This is a genomic window from Bifidobacterium italicum, assembly GCF_002286915.1.
Taxonomy (GTDB): Bacteria; Actinomycetota; Actinomycetes; order Actinomycetales; family Bifidobacteriaceae; genus Bifidobacterium; species Bifidobacterium italicum.
The window spans coordinates 21,323-43,445 of record NZ_MVOG01000039.1 but is presented as its reverse complement, the minus strand read 5'-3'; the positions used below and the strand labels follow the sequence as shown (position 1 = coordinate 43,445).

General features: G+C 61.3%; 16 protein-coding genes and 3 CRISPR repeat arrays. All 16 genes read left to right on the top strand.

Going from position 1 to position 22,123, the window contains the following annotated elements; translation table 11 throughout:
• Window positions 1–41 precede the first annotated feature (41 nt).
• A CRISPR array of direct repeats spans window positions 42–461; the repeat unit is 36 nt; unit sequence CAAGTCTATCAGGAAGGGAAGAAGCTAATTTCCAGC.
• A gap of 211 nt (window positions 462–672) precedes the next feature.
• The gene (locus B1400_RS08400) at window positions 673–981 is read left to right on the top strand and encodes a hypothetical protein (protein ID WP_095613955.1); all 309 of its coding nucleotides are present in this window, start codon (window positions 673–675) and stop codon (window positions 979–981) included.
• Window positions 978–2,183, top strand: coding sequence for a HipA domain-containing protein (locus B1400_RS08395; protein ID WP_095613954.1), 1,206 nt, complete (start codon window positions 978–980; stop codon window positions 2,181–2,183). The genes B1400_RS08400 and B1400_RS08395 overlap by 4 nt, the downstream gene beginning before the upstream one ends.
• Window positions 2,184–2,517: 334 nt before the next feature.
• Window positions 2,518–5,583 (top strand): CRISPR-associated helicase Cas3', encoded by a 3,066-nt coding sequence (gene cas3 / locus B1400_RS08390; protein ID WP_157909660.1) that lies wholly within the window; start codon window positions 2,518–2,520, stop codon window positions 5,581–5,583.
• 34 nt (window positions 5,584–5,617) lie between these two features.
• Window positions 5,618–7,342: a type I-E CRISPR-associated protein Cse1/CasA gene (gene casA / locus B1400_RS08385; protein WP_095613953.1), complete on the top strand. Its 1,725-nt coding sequence runs from the start codon at window positions 5,618–5,620 to the stop codon at window positions 7,340–7,342.
• Window positions 7,332–7,961: a type I-E CRISPR-associated protein Cse2/CasB gene (casB, locus tag B1400_RS08380; protein ID WP_095613952.1), complete on the top strand. Its 630-nt coding sequence runs from the start codon at window positions 7,332–7,334 to the stop codon at window positions 7,959–7,961. The genes casA and casB overlap by 11 nt, the downstream gene beginning before the upstream one ends.
• Window positions 7,962–8,016: 55 nt before the next feature.
• Window positions 8,017–9,147 carry a type I-E CRISPR-associated protein Cas7/Cse4/CasC gene (gene cas7e, locus B1400_RS08375; RefSeq protein WP_095613951.1) on the top strand — a complete coding sequence of 377 codons (1,131 nt, stop codon included), beginning with the start codon at window positions 8,017–8,019 and terminating at the stop codon, window positions 9,145–9,147.
• A gap of 7 nt (window positions 9,148–9,154) precedes the next feature.
• A complete protein-coding gene (gene cas5e / locus B1400_RS08370) occupies window positions 9,155–9,883 on the top strand; it encodes a type I-E CRISPR-associated protein Cas5/CasD (RefSeq protein WP_095613950.1) in 729 nt (242 codons plus the stop codon).
• Window positions 9,884–9,894: 11 nt separating this feature from the next.
• Window positions 9,895–10,602, top strand: coding sequence for a type I-E CRISPR-associated protein Cas6/Cse3/CasE (gene cas6e / locus B1400_RS08365; protein WP_095613949.1), 708 nt, complete (start codon window positions 9,895–9,897; stop codon window positions 10,600–10,602).
• A 19-nt stretch (window positions 10,603–10,621) separates the two neighbouring features.
• A complete protein-coding gene (gene cas1e / locus B1400_RS08360; RefSeq protein ID WP_095613948.1) occupies window positions 10,622–11,623 on the top strand; it encodes a type I-E CRISPR-associated endonuclease Cas1e in 1,002 nt (333 codons plus the stop codon).
• Window positions 11,624–11,638: 15 nt separating this feature from the next.
• Window positions 11,639–12,022 (top strand): type I-E CRISPR-associated endoribonuclease Cas2e, encoded by a 384-nt coding sequence (gene cas2e / locus B1400_RS08355; protein ID WP_081664144.1) that lies wholly within the window; start codon window positions 11,639–11,641, stop codon window positions 12,020–12,022.
• Window positions 12,023–12,118: 96 nt separating this feature from the next.
• Window positions 12,119–12,513: a CRISPR direct-repeat array (repeat unit 29 nt; unit sequence GTGCTCCCCGCAAGCGCGGGGATGATCCC).
• A gap of 93 nt (window positions 12,514–12,606) precedes the next feature.
• Window positions 12,607–14,100: direct repeats of the CRISPR family, unit length 29 nt; unit sequence GTGCTCCCCGCAAGCGCGGGGATGATCCC.
• A 112-nt stretch (window positions 14,101–14,212) separates the two neighbouring features.
• Window positions 14,213–14,713, top strand: a complete 501-nt coding sequence (locus tag B1400_RS08350) for a hypothetical protein (RefSeq protein ID WP_162288204.1) — start codon at window positions 14,213–14,215, stop codon at window positions 14,711–14,713.
• A gap of 315 nt (window positions 14,714–15,028) precedes the next feature.
• A complete protein-coding gene (gene msrB / locus B1400_RS08345) occupies window positions 15,029–15,976 on the top strand; it encodes a peptide-methionine (R)-S-oxide reductase MsrB (RefSeq protein WP_095613946.1) in 948 nt (315 codons plus the stop codon).
• 181 nt (window positions 15,977–16,157) lie between these two features.
• Window positions 16,158–16,724: an NADPH-dependent FMN reductase gene (locus B1400_RS08340; protein ID WP_026645593.1), complete on the top strand. Its 567-nt coding sequence runs from the start codon at window positions 16,158–16,160 to the stop codon at window positions 16,722–16,724.
• 484 nt (window positions 16,725–17,208) lie between these two features.
• Window positions 17,209–17,895, top strand: a complete 687-nt coding sequence (locus B1400_RS08335; RefSeq protein ID WP_235607398.1) for a MarR family winged helix-turn-helix transcriptional regulator — start codon at window positions 17,209–17,211, stop codon at window positions 17,893–17,895.
• A 110-nt stretch (window positions 17,896–18,005) separates the two neighbouring features.
• Complete coding sequence (locus B1400_RS08330) at window positions 18,006–19,934, top strand: ABC transporter ATP-binding protein (RefSeq protein ID WP_095613957.1); 1,929 nt, start codon at window positions 18,006–18,008, stop codon at window positions 19,932–19,934.
• 86 nt (window positions 19,935–20,020) lie between these two features.
• Window positions 20,021–22,009 carry an ABC transporter ATP-binding protein gene (locus B1400_RS08325; protein ID WP_201260214.1) on the top strand — a complete coding sequence of 663 codons (1,989 nt, stop codon included), beginning with the start codon at window positions 20,021–20,023 and terminating at the stop codon, window positions 22,007–22,009.
• The last annotated feature ends 114 nt before the right edge of the window (window positions 22,010–22,123 follow it).

Below are 22,123 nucleotides of genomic sequence, written 5' to 3'. Positions count from 1 at the left end.
TCCTAGGAAATGTTGAAATTCTCCCCTTCCTGAGCGGCTATCAAGTCTATCAGGAAGGGAAGAAGCTAATTTCCAGCCGTAAGTGGATCGCCCCATTTGTGAAGGCAAGTCTATCAGGAAGGGAAGAAGCTAATTTCCAGCGCTTTTCGAGCTTGGCTTCGACCTTGGTCAAGTCTATCAGGAAGGGAAGAAGCTAATTTCCAGCTTCGCGGTTTTGATGGCGTCGGTGAGCTCAAGTCTATCAGGAAGGGAAGAAGCTAATTTCCAGCGTCGCCTGAGTGCGCTAGTCCGGTTATGCAAGTCTATCAGGAAGGGAAGAAGCTAATTTCCAGCTTCGTCATTATCCAATGGCGGAGTGCTTCAAGTCTATCAGGAAGGGAAGAAGCTAATTTCCAGCTTGAGCCTGGGCGATGCCGACCTGTTCGCAAGTCTATCAGGAAGGGAAGAAGCTAATTTCTGGTAAAGCTATCACGACCAAGGTGAATAAGAAATAAAGTGGTCGGAAGAATCTAAAACAGAATTCGCAAGGAGATGCATCTGACGCTGACGGAGGGGATTCCAATGATGTAGAGCTAACCAATGGGTAGAGGTTCGATACCGTACACGACGCATGTCATGAGATAGGATTGTAGCGGATAATGTGCTCGATCGGGCTGAGGAAGGAAGCAGACGATGCATACGACGTTGGACCTGAGCCGGTATGACGCTGTAACGGCGTATGACGATCTGCCTCGTTCATCGGTGGCTCAGGTAGATTATCTGCCGACTCCGCAGGCCGTAGCATGTCGCGTGCGTGAGATAATCGATAGCCGCCGTTTGGATGAGGAGCAGGTGGCCGAGGAAGCGCATGTCAACGTACGGGTAGTGCGCTCATTGTATGAGCATGGGTTGGCGAACCTGCGTGATGCGCGCCGCGTGTTCGCTGTGTTGGGCATTCATGTGCATGAATACCCGATCGAGATGGTGGCGATGTCACTATGACCGATATCCTGCATGTGTGGATGAGCGACCGCCGTCATGTGGGCGTGTTCTCTCGCGATGATGGCGGCCGAGTGGTGTTCCAGTATGATTCCGATACCGATGTGCCGATTAGTGTGAGCCTGCCGTTGGACGGTAGCTGGAGCACAGGTGCACCGGAGGCGTTTCTGGACAATCTGCTTCCCGATGAGGAAACCGCTCGTTATGCCATGATGCATCGTCTGGGGGCGGCGTCGACCGACGTGTTCGATTTGTTGGATGGCGTGGATTCCACCGGCGGTCTTGTGTTCACCCGATACGAAGACGAAGATGTTTCCGCGCAAATGATTGAGCCTGCTGAAGAGAACATGTTGGCTGATCAGATTGCTCTGATAGAACGACGGCCTCATTCGTGGTGGAACGAGGAAGGGGTGCATGAGCGATTCTCTCTGGCCGGGGCACAGGGCAAGTTTTCGCTGGCCCGGATTCAAGACGAATGGTATTGGCCAAATTCCGCCGTGCCTTCGACGCATATCGTCAAACCGCAGCCACAGAATCTGCGCGATTTGCGTGATATCGAACTCGCGACGATGCAATTGGCCCAGTTGTGTGGTCTCCCAGTGCCTGCATGCGGGGTGTTGTCGGTACGTGGGCATGACGCGTATATCGTGGAACGTTTCGATCGTGCAGTGAGCAACGGGCGTATCACCCGTTTGCGTCAGGAGGATCTGCTGCAGGCTATGGGACGGCCGGGACGCCTGAAATATGATGTAGGCGTCGATGATGTTCTTGAGCTGCTGCATCGTGTGGATGCGAGTGATGAGCTGTCATATGCATGGCTTGAGCGGTATGCGTTTAACGTTTCGAGCGCAAATAGCGACGCCCATGCGAAGAACTATTCACTGATGCTGGACGACGATGCCGTGCGGTTGGCTCCGGTGTACGACGCGGTGGCTACGCGATTCTGGCCTGAGTTCGTGCAGGAATACGCGATGCCGATGGATGAGGACGCGCCGTTTGCCGAATGGGTGACGCCGGGGCAATGGGCTGATCTGGCTCGCCGACATCATTTGGATGAGGATCGGGTGGTGCTGTGCGCTCGAGTCATGGCTGCTCATGTGCTGACGCAAGCGGAATCACTGTCGCCGATGCTTGCGCCGTCTGCGTTCGACCGACTTATGGTTTGCCTCCGCAAGGTCAATGAAGCGATTGAGCCGCTGTTTTGATGACCGGTACCGTGCGAGCATGTGGTGGTTGGTACACACTCATGTGCACGTACTGGCTTGGCCAGATTGAAGAGAAACCCCGCGTTTGCGGGGAACACTGTCGCGCAATCCGCTTTAGTGGATCATCCCCTGAGGCGATTGGGTTGGAGGGGAAAGATGCGGACATGAATGAGCGTACCAGAAATGTGGATGCTTGTGTCTCGTGACTTAGTAAGAACCTAAAACGTATAGCGCATATATTGTCCACATTATGAGATGGTTTCAATCTACTCGGTATTTATCGCCTATGCTTGGTGACCATCATAGGCGATGACAACAAAAAGGGGTGGGGACGATGAGAGAAGGACATCATTCAAGGGCAGCCGGCATGCGGCTTTCGCAAGCGGCGTGCTCCGTCTGGGGGAAAACGGACCGAGGCGACGGAGAGGAATGGCTGCCGCTCTACGTGCACATGTCGGATTCGGCGCGCGTAGCCGCACATATCTGGGATGATTGGCTTCCTGAGGGAACGCGCGAGATCATCGCATGTGACGTGGAAGGGCATGAGGATGTCGCGAAGAAGGTCGTCATGTTTCTCGTCGGCGTTCATGACCTAGGCAAAGCGACGCCCGTATTTCAGGACAAGCCGATTCGCTACGGCGATGGGGCATCGATGTCGTGGATTGCGCAGGAGGCGGGACTTGCGATTCCGGTGATAACTGATCATGCCACGCCGACGCATCCCGAAGCCGGCGCATTCCTCTTGGATCGCTATCTGGCCACCCGTCATCATTGGAAGGCGCGCGTAAGCGAAGGATACGCAGGCGTCGTGGGTTCGCACCACGGCAAACCGTTGACGCACCATGCGCTTCAGGATGCGCGTTGCAGCGGCATCACCAGACGCCGCATCGGCGCGGACGACGCCGCATGGTCCGACGTGCAGCATGAGCTCATCGCTTATGTCGCCGATATCGCCGGCATCGACGATGCGTTGTTCGCATGGCTTGGACGCCATCCGCTCAGTGCGCAGTCGCAGGTGCTGATCACCGCGATTGTCATCATGGCCGATTGGATCGCCAGCAACAGCGATGACGATCTATTCCCGTTGGTTCCCGTGCTGCCTTCTGAGGGGAGCGCCCAAACGGACATCACCACGGAAGGGGGACTGATCCGGCGTGCCGAGCGCGGATGGCGCCAGGTGCATCTGCCGTCAGCATGGACGAGCGACGGGAGTACGCTGCGGGACGCCGCCGATGCCAACGCGTTCTACGCAGCGCGTTTCCGTCTTCCGGAAGGTGCGCATCCGCGACCCGTCCAGCGGGACATCGTCCGCCTGTGCGCGGAAACAAAGGACCCCTGTCTGTTCATCATCGAAGCTCCGATGGGTGAAGGCAAGACCGAAGCCGCGCTCGCCGCCGCCGAAATTCTGGGAGTGCGTACCGGCAGAGGCGGCGTATGCGTCGCGCTGCCGACGATGGCGACGACCGACGCGATGTTCGGCCGCGTGCGTGCATGGCTCGACGCGCTCCCGCAGGAGCGGGGAGAGACCGAAAAGAACATCTGGCTCTCACACGGCAAAGCGCAGCTCAATGACGAATTCTCCGACATCATCCGCACGTCGAGCATGCGCCTGTCCTCCATCGACGACGGTGACGGCGGCAACGGATTCGAGGAGCGCGTCGCAGCGGAGACGGTGGTGTCCGAATGGCTGCAAGGGCGCAAAAAGGGAGTCCTTGCGAACTTCCTCGTATGCACGGTGGATCAGGTGCTGATGGGCGCGCTCCGCGTCAAGCATGTGATGCTCAGGCAGTTGGCGCTCGCGAACAAGGTCGTCGTCATCGACGAATGCCACGCCTATGACTCGTACATGCGGGAATACCTCAAGCGTGTGCTCGAATGGCTGGGCGGCTTCCATGTGCCGGTCGTCATGCTGTCGGCGACGTTGCCGCGCGCCATTCGCGATTCCTTCGTCGATGCCTATATGCAGGGGCGTGACGGTGCTGCTCGTACCACCGTCATGGACGACGACAATATGGGGGAGAGCGTCGTCGATGAGTCCTATCCGCTGATCACCTATACCGATTCCGGCACGGTCCGTCATAAGGACGTGCATCCGTCGGCGCGGCGAGTCGATATGGAGTTCCGCCTCGTCGACGATGACGACGAATCCATCATGGCATTGCTCGACCGTTTGCTCGTTGATGGCGGATGTGCGGGCGTGGTCTGCGACACCGTGGACAGGGCGCAGGCGCTCGCGAGATGCGCGTGCACCCGTTTCGGCGCGGATGACGTCATCCTCACCCATTCGAGGTTCGTCGACGAGGACCGGATGGACAATGAGGAACGCCTGCGCCGACTGCTGGGACCTCGGGCGACGAAAGCGAACGGCAAACGTCCGAAACGGTTGATCGTCGTCGGCACGCAGGTGCTCGAACAATCACTGGACATCGACTTCGATGTCATGGTCAGCGACATCGCGCCAATCGATCTATTGATGCAGCGCATAGGACGCGTGCATCGACATATGCGTGGCGACGGCCAATGCGACCGTCCCGAACGGATGCGCCAGGCGGTCTGCTATGTGCGTGGCATCGAGGAATGGACGTCGGACGGTCCCTCTTTCGCGCGCAACGTCGATCGGGTATACGAAGGCGCGTCGTTGATGGATGCGCTCGCCGTGTTGGGATTGACAAGAGCGGGAACGAGCTGCGTCGCGCATCTGCCGGAGGACATCGTGCGCACCGTGCGTACCGCCTACGATTCCGATTCGATGCGAGGGCTTATTCCGGAGCGGTGGGTCGATACCTACGATGAGCTGGCCGTCGAACGCGACCATAAGGAGTCCGATCAAAGGGAACGAGCACAGGCCTATCTGATGAAGTCGTTGAGCGCGATGCGTGGCAGACGCGCGTCGCTGCTCGATTTCTTCGACATGAAGATAGACGATGCGCATTCGCTCAGCGACGACGCGGGCAACCGGGCCGTACGCGACACCCAGGAGACCATCGAAGTCATGCTGGTGTGCCGACAGGGGGACGTCATCCACTTGCTGCCTTGGATCGGTGACGCGGCGCATGGCGTCGACCAAGGCGCATCCATACCGATCCAATCGACGCCTAGAGCCGCGCTCGCGAAAACGGTAAGTCGCTCCTCGGTACGCTTGCCGGCGAAAATGTGCCGACAATGGGACATTGATGCGTTGATCGACGCGTTGGAGAAGCAATGCGAGGACATCGTCGCGCAATGGCAGGAATCCCCGTGGCTTGCCGGACGTCTTGCGCTTGTGTTGACACAGGATGGGGCATCCGATGAAGCGCTCGCCGAGGATGTGTCGTATTCGGCTTGCATCAATCAATGGAACGTCGTCTATTCAAGGAGGGAGGGGCTGAGCGTCATATCGAGAGACGATAAATCTCAATGAGGAAACAATTCGATGAAACAAGAAAGGAGAAGTTGTGTGCCATTTCAATTTGATCCGAGAACCTTGGATTCCATGCGTGGCCGCCGACGGTGAACCAATCGAACTGTCATTGCGCGAGTTGTTCGCGCAAGCTACGACCATCCGAGGTATCACCGGCGATATTCCGCAGCAGGTCATGCCGATGCTGCGCATCGCCTTGGTGGTGCTGTACGGCGCGTATGCGGATCGTCGGGGAGACTGCGACGAGATGTGCGAGCTGTGGATGGAAGTATGGGAGAGCGACGGATTCGACATGGCGCGTATTGATGCCTATCTGTCCCGATATGAAGACCGTTTCGATCTGCTTGACGAACGCAGGCCGTTCTTCCAGACGCCTGATTTGCAGTACACGGCGAAGGATGTCGATCCGCTCGCGGCGATCATCGCCGATGTGCCGAAGGCCGATCGCACGCTGTTCTCGATGAGGTCGGGCAGCGGCGTCGCTTCCGTGTCGTTCGCCGAAGCGGCGCGCTGGCTGGCGTTTGTGCAAGCGTACGACACGGCGGGCATCAAATCGCCGGTCGTGGGCAACACGCATGTGACGAACAGCAAGGTCTACGCACCGAAAGGAGCCGTAGGCACCGGATGGCTCGGAGCCATCGGCGGCATCTTCGTGGAAGGGGACAACCTCTTCCAGACTCTCGTGCTCAACTGGGTGCTGTATGATCCGTCGACTGGCGACGACGCGGATGTGCTGCTGGGCAGGGACGGCGATGAGGCACCTTGGCAAAAGGACGATGCGCCGACGACCGACATGGTGCTGCAGGGGTCTTTCCACGGCGTAGTCGATGCCTTGACGCTGCAGGCGCGTCGCGTACGACTCGTCGTTGACGAGGAGCACGGTCGCGTCACAGGATGCGTGGTCTGCTACGGCGATATCGTGCGCGCCTATGACAACAACAGGAGCGAGCAGATGACCGCATGGTATCTGAGCGCGAACCAGGGGAAGAAGCTGGGACGTAACGACGGCAACGAACCGATGATGCCTCGGACCCATATTGCGAGCAGGAACTTGTGGCGGGGATTGGCCCCGGTGCTGCAGGCGTCCGGAGGACGGCACCGTGAATTGCGTCCCGGCGTTATCGGCTGGCTTGAGGAGATGCAGCGGTATGCGGGTTGGCGTTCCGATGAGCATTTGCTGGGACGGGTGACCTTGCACGCCCAAGGCATGACCTATGGCACGCAGAGTTCGATATTCGATGCAAGCGTCGATGATTCCCTGCGGATTGACTCGGTGATGTTCCGCCATGACTACGACGGTGTGAAAGTGCTGCTCGAAGTCATCGATAAAACAGAGGAATCCGTCAGGGCGCTTGCCGATTTCGTGAGGAATCTGCATATCGCGTCCGGTCAATGTACGAACTCCCAAGCGGCCCGAGATGATGTGGTCGAAATGGCCTACGCCCAGATGGACGCGATGTTCCGTGACCGCATCGCACGGTTCACCGAGGACCGGGATGCGGAACTCTATGGAAAACGGTGGCAGGATGATGTGCACCGGTCATTGCTGGCGATGGCGCAGCGATATCTTGACCAATCGCCGGTGCAGGCTTTCGGAGTGCACATACCGGACAACAGAGGCGGCAAAGACAGCCCTATGACGTCAGGCAGGGCCCTCCTCGAACTCAGGGGAGCGCTGAACGGCATCCTTGGCGCCATCGCCGTTCCCGAAACGGTATCGGACGACAACAAACTGGAAGGAGACGACAATGGCCAGTGACATGGTCGCCGCAATCGGTCGCTACGTCAACGGGAAAATCATGCCGCTGCAACGGGGCGTCCTCGCGGAAAACCCTGCCGCGAAAGCGACATTGGCGCGGCTGCGTGCCGATATCGACGGCAGGGGGACAAATTGGATGGACATCGGCAATGATTTGTACGGCGACTGGCCGACTGAATCGTTGGGCGATCCCGATCGCAACCCGCGCGCGGTCGCGGCCGTAAGTACGGCGTTGGGGCTGTACGCGTTGCACCAGCAATCGAAGACGACCGCGGTCGCGCAGGTCGATACGCTGGAAACGCGCTCCATCTCGTTCGGCGCCGCATGCAGGCAAATCGTGACGGACCCCGATAGCGGCATGAACGACGACGCGGCCAAAGGCGTCGTGCGACGTCTCAGCGCGGCGGAAAGCGCGCCGACCTTCGAAGGCATCGTGTGGTTCCTCAGAGCGCTCATCATGCTCATGCGCGCGTCCGGCCGCGACATCAGCCTCGACTATCGGCGTTTTGCGCAGGATCTGTATCTGCTGCAGTTCCCCGAATACGCCAATCAGGTGTTCCAACGCTGGAGCTGCGATTTCTACTATCGGCCAGCATCCACGCGCAACACAAGTAAATAACACAGTCAAACAATAGATAACAATCAAATAATCAAGAAAAGAGGAATTAATCACCATGTCCTATCTCGATGTGCACATCATTCAGAACGTGCCTGCAAGCAATATCAACCGCGATGACACCGGCAATCCGAAGGTGGGCCACTACGGCGGCAAGCTGCGCGCACGCGTCTCCAGCCAGTCCTGGAAGCGCGCGATGCGCGAGATGTTCCCCACGATGCTCAAGTCGGATGAACTCGGCGTACGCACCAAGATGGCCGCATCGCTTATCGCAGAGGCTATCGGCGAGAAACGCCCCGATCTGGCATCCGATGCGGCAACGCTCGCAAAGGCCGTGCTGGGCTCCATCGGTGTGGAAATCAAGGAATCCAAGCGTAGCGGCGCGGACGCGGGACGTGATGCGACGAGCTACCTCATTTTCATCGCCCATTCGGAAATTCAGGCGCTCGCCGATCTCGCAATACAGTGGGCGGACGACGGGCAGCCGATCGGTAAACCCACGAAGGAGATGAAGGCTGAATCGCAAGCGGCGTTCTATGGCAAGCAGGCCATCGACATCGCCTTGTTCGGCCGTATGCTCGCCGATGCGCCGGCACTGAACACCGATGCGTCCTCGCAGGTCGCGCATGCGATCTCGGTGGATCAGATCACTCCGGAATACGACTATTACACGGCAATCGACGATTGCGCGTCGAAAGATAACGCGGGCGCGGCGATGCTTGATACGGTGGGGTTCAACTCGTCGACGCTGTACCGCTACGCCAACGTCAACATCGACTCGCTGCGCAAGCAGCTGGGGGACGATGCTGCGGCGGTGCAGGGCATCGTTGCATTCGTCGAGGCATTCGTTCGCTCAATGCCCACAGGTAAGCAGAACACATTCGCGAACCGGACGTTGCCGAGCGTATGCGTGGCGATGATCCGTGACGACCAGCCGATCAACGCCGTCAACGCTTTTGAAAAGCCTGTGTATCCGAAGGACGATGCCTCGATTACCGAACAGGCGGCCGTCAGGCTGGGCGCCCATCTGCGTGACCTGCAGGACACCTATGGGGAAACGCCGGAACGCAGCTGGGTCATGGGAGTCGGTGATCTTGCGGACAAGGTCGGCGATCTGGGGGAGGCTGTCACGCTTCCAGAACTCCATGATCGCCTTGAGCGGTATCTCACCGAGATGTTTGAAGGATGAGATTGCCATGAGCTCTGGAGTGTTGTTGCTTCGCCTCGCGGGGCCGATGCAATCATGGGGCGACGCCTCGCGATTCAACCGGCGCGAGACGCGAACGGAACCTACGAAAAGCGCGGTAATAGGGTTGCTGGCCAGCGCTCAGGGACGGACAAGGGAAGATCCGATCGAGGATCTGCTCCAACTGTCCTTCGGCGTGCGCATCGAGCAAAAAGGACTCGTCATGAGGGATTATCAGACCGAGAAGTCCCTCGATCGCAAACGCAACTCGACAAGCTTCGCGAAGGTGCTACCGGTGACGAATCGGTTCTATCTTGCCGATGCGATGTTTCTGGTGGCGGTCGGTGCGCCGAGGGACACATTGGATGCGCTCGACGATGCGCTGCGGCATCCCCGCTGGCCGTTGTATCTCGGACGCCGGTCGTGCCCGCCCGCATACCCATTCAACCTTGGCGTGCACGATGAATACGAGAGCATTGAAGATGCGCTCGAACGGCATCCATGGCAGGCATCCGATTGGTATCGCAGAAGCCACTTCGGCGAGCGATTGGAAATCGTGCGTGATGCGCTTGCCGGAGAGTCCGGCGACGTGCAGAATGATCTGCCGGTGACCTTCAGCCAGCGTCATCGTGAATACAGCGGACGTCCTGTGCATCGGTACTACATCGATAATCCAAGTGCCGCAATGCATGACGTTGACGCGGATGTGTTGGACGCGCATGATCCGATGTTCTTCTAAAGGAGAAGGATATGTACCTATCACGAATGCAGTTGAATCTGGCGCGGTTCGAGGCGAAGCAGCTCATCGCCTCGCCGTACCGCATGCATGCGGCCGTAGAACATGCGTTCCCGCCGGATGCGGTCAGAAACGACGAGTGGGGACGTGTGCTGTGGCGCATCGACCATAACGAGCAGAGTCATAGTACGGTGCTGTACGTGGTTAGTCCCGAGACGCCTGATTTCACGCATCTCGTCGAACAGGCGGGATGGCCCAGCCGATGCAAATGGGAAACACGGGAGTACTCCAAGCTGCTTGACCGACTTACCGTTGGACAGCAATGGAATTTCCGTCTGCGTGCGAATCCGGTGCGCAAAGCCGCCCATGATCGCGCGGAACACAGCCGAAGGACGCCTGAACAGATCATCGGGAAACGACAGGGATATGTGACGGTCAGCCAACAAATCGATTGGTTGTTGCGCCGCGCCGAAGCCAACGGATTCGAAGTGTTGGAGGAGGAGAGCGGACCTGCGCTGCGAGTGACGCAACGCAAACGCGAACAGTTCAATCGGGGTGGCTCCAAAGTCACGCTGTCGACGGCAGTGTTCGATGGTTGTCTGCGAATCACGGACGCAGACCGGTTCCGCCATGCGCTGTGTCACGGAATCGGCCCGGCAAAAGGCTTCGGCTGCGGTCTGATGACGATAGCGCCGATGATCGTATCGGCGGCAGAGGAATAGCAAGAGAGGAGTGTCTCGCATGAATGAGGTCTCATCGGGTTCGGGGGCAAAGCTCCGCTCTCGGAATGCAGGAAGGCCAGGAAAGGGTGCCAAAGCACCCGAACTCGGTGAGCTCGTTCGCTTCGAGGACCGAATATCATTCGCGTACTTCGAGCACTGCGTGATCAATCGGAAAGACAACGCGATCACCGTTACGGATCGTACGGGGACGGTCTTCGTGCCTGCGGCGTCGCTCAGCGTGCTCATGCTCGGTCCGGGGACGAATGTGACGCATCAGGCGATGACCGTCATCGGGGAGAACGGGGCGACGGTCATATGGGTAGGTGAGCGCGGCGTGCGGACGTATGCATTCGGGAAGCCGCTCACCCATTCATCGAGATTGCTGCAGCAGCAGGCGAGACTTGTCAGCAACACGAGGTCGAGGCTTGCCGTGGCACGGGAGATGTATCAGATGCGCTTCCCGGGGGAGGACGTGAGCGCGCTGACGATGCAGCAGCTGCGTGGCCGTGAGGGAGCGCGCATCCGCAAGGTCTACCGCACATTGTCGCAGGAAACCGGAGTCGTATGGGACAAGCGAACGTACAATCCGGATGATTATGACGCGGGAAACGAAATCAACAAGGCTTTGTCGGCCGCGCACACATGCTTGTATGCGTTGGCGCATGCGGCGATTGTGTCATTGGGATGTTCGCCGGGATTGGGGTTCGTGCATGTGGGGCATGAACGTTCGTTCGTCTATGATGTCGCCGATTTGTATAAGGCGGAATCATCGATACCGATTGCTTTTCGAACCGCGGCGGATGAGCCGGAGGACATTGGTTCCGCAGTGAGGAAGGCGATGCGGGATGCGGTGTATGATTTCTCGATTCTGGATCGGATGGTGAAGGACATCCGCATACTGCTCGACGTTGGCGGCGAAGACGGCGAAGACGAAGAGCCGAGGGATCATGTAGGACTGTGGGATGAGAAACTGCAGGAAGTGGAAGCGGGGAAGGCGTATGGCGTCATCGATGATGAGTGAGTGGGGAGGGCCGCAATGGTAGTTATCGTGTTGACCGCTTGCCCGACCGGTTTACGCGGCGATGTGAGCAGATGGCTGTTGGAAATCGCGCCGGGCGTGTTCGTGGGACATGTCACTGCTCGTGTTCGTGATCGGTTATGGGAACGCATAGTGGACACACTGAAGGATGGACGAGCCATCATGGTCTTCTCTGCGCGCAACGAACAGCATATGGATTTTCGCGTGTTCAGATCGGATTGGCAGCCGGTCGACTGTGACGGTCTGCAGCTGATCAAGCATCCTAATGAGTCTGATGAGCAGGAGTCCCTCGAGACATTTGCCGGCAAACCGCGACGCGGCTGGAGCAATGCTGCGAAATACCGACGTGCGCGACGATATGGGAAGAGACCGGGAGAATGATACAGCGGAGGAGGAGATGCGAAGTGCGCCGTGAAAAGTGAACGAAAATGCTTCTCGCTGATCAATGATATGTTGGAAACACAGGGATTTCTTAGTGTGCTCCCCGCAAGCGCGGGGATGATCCCACGCCCCGCACACCGGGCGTCGTTCGCCGACGGTGCTCCCCGCAAGCGCGGGGATGATCCCCGCGACGCGCTTCAAGGCCACCGGCGTCCAGCGTGCTCCCCGCAAGCGCGGGGATGATCCCTCGATCCACGATTGCTCGATGTTGCTGTAGGTGTGCTCCCCGCAAGCGCGGGGATGATCCCTCTACGAACAATTCGTGAAGAAAACCATGAGCGTGCTCCCCGCAAGCGCGGGGATGATCCCAGAAGCGCGGTCAAGGTCGCTTCACTTGGCCGGTGCTCCCCGCAAGCGCGGGGATGATCCCGCAAGACGGCTAGGGGAGGCAAACGCCGTGGTGTGCTCCCCGCAAGCGCGGGGATGATCCCTCGCGCGGAAGTCCACAAGCTGCGGCTTGTACGTGCTCCCCGCAAGCGCGGGGGATGATCCCTGGTCACGGCTCAGCGTGCTCGTTGACATCGTGTGCTCCCCGCAAGCGCGGGGATGATCCCAGCGTGCGGCAGGACCGCGTGCTATCCGGGTAGTGCTCCCCGCAAGCGCGGGGATGATCCCTCGGCATCGGGCATCGCGTACTTCTGGGCGTAGTGCTCCCCGCAAGCGCGGGGATGATCCCTGTCCACGCTGGGCGGCGTCATCGGACAGACCGTGCTCCCCGCAAGCGCGGGGATGATCCCGTACAATTGCATGCTCTCATTGTTCTGCAAACGTGCTCCCCGCAAGCGCGGGGATGATCCCAACTCGACACGCCGTAAACGTTAATCAGGTTGGTGCTCCCCGCAAGCGCGGGGATGATCCCGTGTAGCCCATCGCGCCCGCGCTCTTGTCGGAGTGCTCCCCGCAAGCGCGGGGATGATCCCGAAACGCGGCCGTTTCGATTTCATTGCAACCGGTGCTCCCCGCAAGCGCGGGGATGATCCCACGTACTCGCCGGACGGAGTGTCCAGCAGATGGTGCTCCCCGCAAGCGCGGGGATGATCCCACGGGGGCGATGTGGACACGCCAGCGCGCGGAGTGCTCCCCGCAAGCGCGGGGATGATCCCACCGCCGAGACGGCCATCAGCGCCGGCGACTGGTGCTCCCCGCAAGCGCGGGGATGATCCCGCCCCACGTTCTCACCCAATTGCGCGGGCACTGTGCTCCCCGCAAGCGCGGGGATGATCCCCAGTCGATCACAAACAATTTCGCGTCGAGTGGGTGCTCCCCGCAAGCGCGGGGATGATCCCGCCGCCGCCGACCGCGCCATGGTACTGTTCGCGTGCTCCCCGCAAGCGCAGGGATGATCCCCGTTCCAGCTGGGCACGGGCCGCCGCCATATCGTGCTCCCCACAAGCGCGGGGATGATCCCAGATGGTCCGCGCAGTTGTTGATGGGGGTGATGTGCTCCCCGCAAGCGCGGGGATGATCCTAGGCGCCGTGCTCGCGGATGCTTGGGAGCACGGTGCTCCCCGCAAGCGCGGGGATGATCCCAGCGGCGTGTACGGTTCATCGTGCGGGATGCTGTGCTCCCCGCAAGCGCGGGGATGATCCCTCCTTGCGTGTGGCGCGCGGGATGACGAAACGGTGCTCCCCGCAAGCGCGGGGATGATCCCGCGCCGTGTTCGCTGCCGGCGACGGACATGAGGTGCTCCCCGCAAGCGCGGGGATGATCCCGAGTACGCGGAGGCACACGGACTCAAGGTCTCGTGCTCCCCGCAAGTGCGGGGATGATCCCGGTTGGCGGGGGACGGGGCGCATGACGTGCAGGTGCTCCCCGCAAGCGCGGGGATGATCCCATTTTCTCGAAACTACCGCCGAGCTGCTCGAGGTGCTCCCCGCAAGCGCGGGGATGATCCCCCAACAATGGATTTTCGCAAGTGCGCGCCGATGTGCTCCCCGCAAGCGCGGGGATGATCCCGCCCCAGCGATACCCGGCCGGCGCCCCAGCCCGTGCTCCCCGCAAGCGCGGGGATGATCCGAACAGACGTCGCTTGTTTGAGTTAGCCACGTCGTTTGCCCCCCCGCAAGCGCGGGGTGATCCCCTGAGCGGGTTCATGAAGGCGTTCACCGATTTGTGCTCCTCGCAAGCGCGTGGACAACCCAGGTGCGGTTGCCGAAACGGCGGGGCGGATGCAGGAGTCGGCTCAAGTCGTCTCTGTCGAAGAGAGGAGCATACCCGTTTCCGATGCATTCGCAAATACGGAAGAGGATGACGGGAACCATGGTGGGCAGAATCCGACCGTGGTTTCGGTCCCTGCTGTCCAAACCGGGCCCGTTGCCGCCGCGGTCGCGCCGGCCGGACCTTCGACGCCCGCTGCGCAGCCCGCTGTGCAGGTTGATGGGAAGGTCGCGTTGACCCGTCTCCTGCAACCTCTTCATGATGAAGGTCTTCTGGACAAATCCATGACCGCGCAGAAGGCCAATCCGATTCTGGCCGCCAAAGGGCTGATCATCCATACGGAGCAGGGCTACTGGATTCCCACTGACTACGGCAGGAATCTGGGCGTCGAGGCCAGAAGCAATGAACGAGGCGCCACTTGGCCGGTCTATCCACCCGAGCTGGGCATCCTGGTCCTCGGCATGCTGCTATAGGGACCTGTTGTGGATGCCGACGAAGCCGACGACGGCATCCACGCTTCGTATCGTGAAGCGTATGCGCGACGCTGATTTGTGCCGTCGGCGTCTTGCATCGCGCGTGCGTACGCTGTGTATGGCAATTCGTAATTGTGGATAGCGTCGAAGGAGCGGATGATGACGGAGGAGCAGTACATCGATCCCATACGTGGCACGGCTTATGGTTCGCAGGATGTCGCCGGCGCGCCGCACGCGGCCGCGGGAGAGAGAGGGCCGGTGGGCCGCGCTAGGCAAGAGGAGGCTACGCCGCGAGTCGGAACGCAGACGGCGTACATGGCCGGAGGATGCTTCTGGGGGCTTGAGCGCGCCATGCAGAACGTCGATGGGGTCGTCGACACGGCGGTGGGATATGCGCAGTCGCGCACGCCGAACCCCACCTACCGTCAGGTGTGCTCCGGGGCGACCGATGCCGTCGAGACCGTGCGCATCGATTTCGATCCGACCCGGGTGAGCTTGCGGACGCTGACGCTGTTGTTCCTTGACGTCATCGATCCGTTCAGCGTCGACCGTCAGGGCAATGACGTCGGCCGGCAGTACCGTTCTGGCCTGTATCCATCCGGCGAAGACGCGGACGAACAGCGTACGGTGTATGAACAGGCGCTGAAGGACCTCGAGCGGCGTGTGGGGGAGACCCCAGCCGTGGAGATCGAGGAGCTGCGCGATTTCACGCCTGCGGAGCCCGAGCATCAGGACTATCTGCTCGTCAATCCAAATGGATATTGCCATATCCCGATGGATGCGATCAACCATATGCGGGAGCGTCAGCGTTACATCGAGCGCATCTGGGAACTCACGCCGGAGCAATACGCCGTCACGCAGCGCTCCGCCACCGAACCGCCGTTCGCCAACGCATACGACCGCCTGTTCGATCCCGGCATCTATGTGGACCGCGTCAGCGGCGAGCCGCTGTTCTTCTCCACCGACAAAATCGATTCCGGATGCGGCTGGCCGTCGTTCAGCGCGCCGATCAGTCAGGATGCGGTGCGCGGCGTCAGGGATGACAGTCTGCCGCTGCATCCACGCGTCGAAGTGCGGGCCGTGCACTCCAACAGCCATTTGGGACATGTGTTCACGGATGGTCCACGTGAGCGCGGCGGCCTGCGGTATTGCATGAATTCTGCGGCGTTGCGGTTCGTGCCGCGCGGGAGGATGGCCGAGGAGGGCTACGGGGATCTCGTGGCGGCGCTCGACGAACGTTTGCGTGACCCCTCGAGCGACTGATGCGCGGTGCGTGAGCGTGCGTAGCGCCCACCTTCCGCATACCGTGCGCCGCATTTGTTCACCGGTGGCTATTTCCGGTTCCCTGACGCCTCCCGTGGCACGAAGATGGTAGTCAGCAAGACGGATTGCGGCGGCGCACGGTCGTCTCGGTCCGTGTCTGAACCACCAATAGGAGGACACCATGGCAGATAAGCCAACCATTGCATTCGTCGAGACTTCGCTCACCGACGGTTCGTTCGAGGCGGACCTCGCCAAGGAGATCATGAGCATCGTCGGCGACCGCGCCGAGACGATCACCCTCGACTACGAGGACCTGCCGCTCGCCGGCGAATCCCCGGAGTACCCGCTGCCGGAGGCCGCGCTCGCCGTGCGTGACAAGCTCGGCAACGCGGATGCCGTCTGGGTCGTCGTCTCCGAGTACAAGAAGACGATCCCGGATTCGCTGCGCAACCTCTTCGACTGGCTGTCGCTGCCGTCCACGAAGGACGAGGAAGGCGAGAACGTGCTCAACCAGAAGCCGGTCGCGATCTCCGGTGTCGGCGGCTTCGAGGAGCTCCACCCGCGCATCATGGTCGGCGACCTGCTTGAGGATGCCGGCATGCGTCTCTTCCCGGTCGAGGTCGGCCTGTCCGTTCCGGCTGAGGCCGTGCAGACCGGCGATTGGGCGATGACCTCCGCCGATCAGGAGGCGCTGCGCACGCAGGCCGAGGACTTCCTGACCTTCATCTCCGAAAACGAAGTGAAGTGAGCCTCCCGTCCGCGCACCGCTGCGGATGAGCTGTTCTGATGACGACCCGCGCATCTCCCGCCGAGCTGCGCGGGTCGTCCCATATTCTGCCGATGCTCTGCGTCCCGTCCCGTCGGCTATGTCGACGAACCCACCCGTAAACAGGTCGGTTTGCGTCCTGGCTTGTCGGGGAGTTCGATGGTCCGTCCCGTTGTGTCCCGACCTGTCGGCCGTGTCGATGGTTCGTCCCACAAACAGGCCGGTTTCCGTCTCGCTTCGTCGGCTCCATCGATGAACCCACCCGCAATGGGGCCAGCCAAACCGCCATCCGACTCGCCGGCCGCGCCGACCCCTCCGCCTTACGCCGTGAGCATACAACAATTGCATCTGCAACAGTTGTATGCTGGACGTTCTAGACTGGCCGGGCGACGGACCGATGCATGCGACAATGCGCAGCGACGGTCGGTTGCACCATCGGCAATCGACGCAGGGAAGGAAGCGGATCGTGGTCATCGGGAACACGGGCGGCGCACACGCGGAGACGTGGCTCAAACCGAGTCTGGAGATCCGCGCCGTGCATCATCTCATCGCGCGCTACTGGAACGTCGTCACGCCGCCGGAGTCCACTGGCTCAGGCACGAACATGCCGATCATCCTGTATCTGCACGACCACCGCAATGAGGACGTGTTCCAATACGACATCGAACGCGCGTTCTCGATCACACGTTCCACGGCGTCGCGTGTGCTCGCGCTGATGGAGAAGAAGGGACTCATCACCCGTACGAGCGTCCAATGGGACGCGCGCGTGCGCAAGATCGAGCTCACACCTGCCGCCGGCGGCATCGTCGAGGAGCTGCAACGCCGTTCGCGGCAGCTCGAACGCACGCTGTTCGAAGGCTTCTCCGATGATGAGCAGCGGCGTTTCCTCACCGACCTCGAACGAATGAAGGCCAACCTGTATGCCACCGGATTGGTCGGCAAGGAGACGCCGGGCTGCCCGTCCGCGCAGCCGCAGGGCGAAGGCGAGCGCCGGGAGGGCGACGACCGGCGGTCCGACGGCGGCCTCGCATCCGCGCCAACGTCTCCCCAGCCGTCCGTCCATCCGCGACGGGCCGACGGGCCGGACGAGCCGGTCCGATCGTCCCGACCACATCAATCCCAGTCACCGAAGAAGAAAGGAGCAAAGCAGTGAGCGCAACCACCACCACGGCCGACGCCGGCGCGAAGCGGCCGGACGCACGGCCGTCCTCGTCGCGGCAGCCGCGGCCGTCTCAACCATCGCAGCCGCCGAGCAAGAAGCATGTGATACGCACGCTCGGCAAGTCGCTGCGGGAATACAAGAAGGCGAGCCTCCTCTCGCCGCTGTTCGTCATCGTCGAGGCCGTCATCGAGATCCTGATCCCGTCGGTCATCGCCGTGCTCATCGACAAGGGCATCACCGGCAAATCGATGCCGGACATCTGGAAGTACGGCCTGATCCTGATCGGCTGCGCCGCCGTCTCGCTGTGCGCGGGCTTCCTGTCCGGCCGGTACGCGGCGGTCGCGTCCTCCGGTTTCGCGAAGAACCTGCGGCATGACGAGTTCCACAAGGTGCAGGGATTCAGTTTCGCGAACATCGACCGTTTCTCGACCGGCTCGATCATCACGAGGCTGACGACCGACGTGACGAACGTGCAGAACGCCTACCAGATGCTGATCCGCGTCGGCATGCGCGCGCCCGTCATGCTCGTCGTCGCCTGGATCTTCGCGTTCCGCATCAGCCCGCAGATCTCGATGGTGTTCCTCGCGTGCATCCCGGTGCTCGCGGTCGGCCTGTTCGGTCTGATCATCGTCGTCCACCCGATCTTCGAACGCGTCTTCCACACCTATGACGAGCTCAACAACGTCGTCGACGAGAACCTGCAGGGCATCCGCGTCGTCAAGTCCTTCAACCGCGAGGACTTCGAGGACAGGAAGTTCGGCCGCATCTCGCTCAAGATCTACGAGCAGTTCTGCAAGGCAGAGAAGCTGCTGTCGATCAATTCGCCGCTGTTCAACATCTGCATGTACGCGTCGCTGATCACGATCGCGTGGATCGGCGCCCGCCAGATCGTCGCCTCCGGCAACAACGCCGCGCTCGGTCTGACGACCGGCGACCTGACCGCGCTCGTCACCTATGCGATGCAGATAATGATGGCGATGATGATGCTGTCGATGATCTTCGTCATGGTCATCATCTCGCGTGCGTCCGCCGAACGCATCTGCGGCGTCCTGACCGAGGAGAGCACGATCCGCGAGTCGGCCGAGCCCGTCACGGCCGTCGCCGACGGCTCGATCGACTTCGACCATGTGAGCTTCCGCTATTCCGAGCATTCGGAGCGTCCGGTGCTCGACGACATCGACCTGCACATCCGCTCCGGCCAGACGATCGGCATCGTCGGCGGCACCGGCTCGGCGAAGTCGTCGCTCGTGCAGCTCATCCCGCGCCTGTACGACGTCACGTCCGGCACGCTCAAGGTCGGCGGCGTCGACGTGCGCGGCTACGAGCTCGAGTCGCTGCGCGACGAGGTCGCGATGGTGCTGCAGAAGAACGTGCTGTTCGCCGGCACGATCGCCGAGAACCTGCGCTGGGGCAACCCGTACGCGACCGACGAGGAACTGCGCCACGCCTGCGAACTCGCGCAGGCCGACGGCTTCATCCAGGAGTTCCCGGACAAATACGACACGTACATCGAGCAGGGTGGTACGAACGTCTCCGGCGGTCAGCGCCAGCGTCTGTGCATCGCCCGCGCGCTGCTCAAGAAGCCGAAGATCCTGATCCTCGACGATTCGACGTCGGCCGTGGACACGAAGACCGACAAGCTGATCCGCGAGGCGTTCCACCATGAGATCCCGAACACGACGAAGATCATCATCGCGCAGCGCGTGGCGTCGGTCGAGGAATCGGACAAGATCGTCGTCATGCACGAAGGCCGCATACTCGATCAGGGCACGAACGACGAGCTGCTCGCGCGCTGCGAGGAGTACCGCAGCATCTACGAATCGCAGACGCAGCAGCACACACAGCGCGACCTCGGCAAGGAATCGCAAGACCTGCACGAGGAGGAGGCCGAGGCGAGCGGCTACCGCGTCGACTACGACGAGGACACATCGACCGCCGACGTCATCGCGCGCCAGCGGGAACGCGAACGGGTGCGCGAGGAGCGCCTCCGCAACGACATCGCACAGATCAAGGGAGGTGAGGAACGATGAGCGCAGCAGCAGCGACGACCGCGCGCACTGAGGTCACCGACAAGGAGACACTCAACGACGACGCGCGCAAGCCGAACGTGAACGGCATGCAGGGCATGCCGCGTCAGAAGGCGAAGAAGGGCACGCTCAAGCGACTGCTCAAATACGTGTTCGCATACCGGGCGCGCATGGTCTTCATCATCATCGCGATCATCGTGTCCGCGATCTCACAGGCTGGGTCGGCACTGTTCTTGCAGGCGCTGATCGACCGCTACATCATGCCGCTCGTCGGCGAAAGCAATCCGGCGTGGGCGCCGCTCATCGAGGCGTTGCTGTTCATGGGCGTCCTCTATGTGCTCGGCACCTTCAGCTCGTGGCTGTACTCGTATCTGCTCGTCGGCGTCGAACAGGGCGTCATGAAGCAGATCCGCGACGAGATGTTCGAGCACATGCAGACGCTGCCGATCTCCTACTTCGACACGCATGAGCACGGCGACGTCATGAGCCGCTACACGAACGACACCGACACGCTGCGCCAGGCGATCAGCCAGTCGCTGCCGCAGATGTTCGCATCCGGCGTCTCGGCGCTCGCGGCGCTCGTCTCGATGCTGTACCTGTCGATCCCCTACACAGTCTTCGTGCTTGTGTTCACGGCGCTGCTGCTGCTGCTGATCCGCGTGATCGTCAGCCGCTCCGGACGCTATTTCGTCGTGCAGCAGCAGGAACTCGGCGACGTGAACGCCTTCGTCGAGGAATCGGTCAACGGGCAGAAGGTCATCAAGGTCTTCAACCACGAGGACGCGACGCAGGCGGACTTCGACGAGCGCAACGAGCGGCTCTTCCAGGCGAGCGCGAGCGCGAACACCTACGGCAACGTGCTGATGCCGGTCGTCGGCAACATGGGATACCTGCTCTATGTGCTCTCGGCGATCTTCGGCGGTCTGGCGGCGCTCGGCGGCTGGGGCAACCTCAGCTTCTCCGGCGCGACGTTCACGATCGGCACGATCATCTCGCTGCTGACGTTGTCGAGGTCCTTCGTCAACCCGATCGGCCAGGTCTCGCAGCAGATGACGATGGTCATGATGGCGCTGGCGGGCGCGTCGCGCATCTTCGCGCTGATGGACGAGCCTTCGGAGAAGGACAACGGCACGGTGACGCTCGTCAACGTCGAGCTCGGCCCGGACGGCCGCACGATGACGGAGACGTCGCGCAAGACCGGCCATTGGGCGTGGAAGCGCGAGGCGAGCGACGACGGCACGCGTTCGCGCGAGGTCGCGAAGCGGCTCAGCGATCGTGCCTACGAGGTCTGGCGGAAGGCGCATGAGGAGGCGGTGACGTCCCCGGACGGCAGGTTGACGTTGCTGCGCGGCGACGTGCGCTTCACCGATGTGACCTTCGGCTACGACCCGAACAAGCCGGTGCTGCACGACATCACATGGTTCGCCAAGCCGGGCCAGAAGATCGCGCTCGTCGGCGCGACCGGCGCCGGCAAGACGACGATCACGAATCTGATCAACCGCTTCTACGACGTGCAGGAGGGCATGATCCTCTACGACGGCATCAACGTCAAGGGCATCAGGAAGCCGGATCTGCGCCGTTCGCTCGGAATCGTGCTGCAGGACGTGAACCTGTTCACCGGCACGGTGATGGACAACATCCGCTACGGCAAGCTCGACGCGACCGATGAGGAGTGCGTTGCCGCGGCGAAGCTCGTCAACGCGGACTCGTTCATCCGCATGCTGCCCGACGGTTACCAGACGGTGCTGTCCGGCGACGGCTCCGGACTGTCGCAAGGCCAGCGCCAGCTCATCTCGATCGCGCGCGCCGCGGTCGCGGATCCGCCGGCACTTATCCTCGACGAGGCGACGTCGTCGATCGACACGCGCACCGAGGAAGTGGTCCAGGCCGGCATGGACAACCTGATGAAGGGGCGCACGGTGTTCGTCATCGCCCACCGTCTGTCCACGGTCAGGAACTCGGACGTCATCATGGTGCTCGACCACGGCCGCATCATCGAGCGCGGCTCGCATGACGAGCTAATGGCGGAGAAGGGCGAGTACTACCAGCTGTACACCGGTTCGCTCGAGCTCGAGTGAGCCCCGGTGCGAAGCCGCTTCGCCGAAGGCGGCCGCCCCGTGCGACGCGCGGGTGCGGCCGCCTTTTCTCGTTCGGGGGAGGGGCGCGCTTCCCTCTCGGATCAGCATCGGCGT

Excerpts from the sequence above, each read along its gene's own strand:
- B1400_RS08400 (WP_095613955.1), top strand. The coding sequence starts at position 673 with ATGCATACGACGTTGGACCTGAGCCGGTATGACGCTGTAACGGCGTAT.
- cas1e (WP_095613948.1), top strand. The coding sequence starts at position 10,622 with ATGAATGAGGTCTCATCGGGTTCGGGGGCAAAGCTCCGCTCTCGGAAT.
- B1400_RS08395 (WP_095613954.1), top strand. The coding sequence starts at position 978 with ATGACCGATATCCTGCATGTGTGGATGAGCGACCGCCGTCATGTGGGC.
- msrB (WP_095613946.1), top strand. The coding sequence starts at position 15,029 with ATGGCCGGAGGATGCTTCTGGGGGCTTGAGCGCGCCATGCAGAACGTC.
- B1400_RS08340 (WP_026645593.1), top strand. The coding sequence starts at position 16,158 with ATGGCAGATAAGCCAACCATTGCATTCGTCGAGACTTCGCTCACCGAC.
- casB (WP_095613952.1), top strand. The coding sequence starts at position 7,332 with ATGGCCAGTGACATGGTCGCCGCAATCGGTCGCTACGTCAACGGGAAA.
- cas7e (WP_095613951.1), top strand. The coding sequence starts at position 8,017 with ATGTCCTATCTCGATGTGCACATCATTCAGAACGTGCCTGCAAGCAAT.
- cas5e (WP_095613950.1), top strand. The coding sequence starts at position 9,155 with ATGAGCTCTGGAGTGTTGTTGCTTCGCCTCGCGGGGCCGATGCAATCA.
- cas6e (WP_095613949.1), top strand. The coding sequence starts at position 9,895 with ATGTACCTATCACGAATGCAGTTGAATCTGGCGCGGTTCGAGGCGAAG.
- B1400_RS08325 (WP_201260214.1), top strand. The coding sequence starts at position 20,021 with ATGCAGGGCATGCCGCGTCAGAAGGCGAAGAAGGGCACGCTCAAGCGA.
- cas2e (WP_081664144.1), top strand. The coding sequence starts at position 11,639 with ATGGTAGTTATCGTGTTGACCGCTTGCCCGACCGGTTTACGCGGCGAT.
- cas3 (WP_157909660.1), top strand. The coding sequence starts at position 2,518 with ATGAGAGAAGGACATCATTCAAGGGCAGCCGGCATGCGGCTTTCGCAA.